The sequence below is a fragment of the Neisseria sp. P0001.S005 genome, assembly GCF_051963715.1.
Genome location: NZ_JBQCTZ010000433.1, coordinates 1 through 965, shown reverse-complemented (window position 1 = coordinate 965; position 965 = coordinate 1). Strand labels below are relative to the sequence as shown.

General features: G+C 54.2%; 2 protein-coding genes. Both read right to left on the bottom strand.

The genetic code is table 11. From position 1 onward, the window contains the following. Positions 1-560 (bottom strand): NADH-quinone oxidoreductase subunit C (locus tag ACTHSP_RS20840; RefSeq protein ID WP_440346867.1); only part of this gene is annotated, 560 nt, incomplete at its 3' end. A 12-nt stretch (positions 561-572) separates the two neighbouring features. Further along, on the bottom strand, positions 573-965 hold a 393-nt coding region (locus ACTHSP_RS20835; protein ID WP_440346866.1), incomplete at its 5' end, for a NuoB/complex I 20 kDa subunit family protein.

Sequence of the window (965 nt, the reverse complement as noted above, 5' to 3'; positions counted from 1 at the left end):
CGCGGCGTGATCTCGCGCGGCTCAATGGTAACAGGTTGGTAAATCACGCGTTTTTGCTCTTCGTCGTAACGCATTTCGACATAACCGGAAATCGGGAAGTCTTTGCGGAACGGATGTCCGACGAAACCGTAATCGGTCAGGATGCGGCGCAAGTCCGGGTGGTTGTTGAACATGATGCCGTACAAATCGAAGGCTTCACGTTCGTACCAATCCGCGCTGTTGTAAATATCGACTACGGATTCGACTACGGGGAAGTCGTCGTCTGAAACCCAGACGCGTACGCGGATGCGTTGATTGTTTTTAACGGAAAGCAACTGACTGACGACGGCAAAGCGCTTGCCCTGCCATACTTCGTTTTTGTAAGTGCTGTAATCGACACCGCACAAGTCAACCAGAAGCTCGAAATGCAACTCTTCATGGTCGCGCAATGCAGTCATGACTGAAATATAGTGTTCGGGCAGACACTCGACGGTAATCTCGCCCAAAGCCGAAATGACTTTGCTTGCCTGCTCGCCGAGCACGCTGACGACGGTCTCGTATAAGTTTTGAATGCTTGCCATATCGTCCTCTCCTTACTCGTCACGCGCGATGGTGGAAGTGCGCTTGATTTTTTGTTGGAGCTGAATCAGGCCGTAAATCAGAGCTTCCGCAGTCGGCGGACAACCCGGCACATAAACGTCTACCGGCACGACGCGGTCGGCACCGCGCACAACGGAATAAGAATAGTGATAATAGCCGCCGCCGTTGGCACACGAGCCCATAGACAATACCCAGCGCGGCTCGGCGAGCTGGTCGTATACGCGGCGCAGGGCGGGCGCCATTTTGTTGGTCAACGTACCTGCCACAATCATCAGGTCAGCCTGACGTGGGGACGGACGGAAAATGATGCCGAAACGGTCAAGGTCATAACGCGCCATACCCGCATGCATCATTTCCACGGCGCAGCAGGCCAAGCCGAAAGTAAC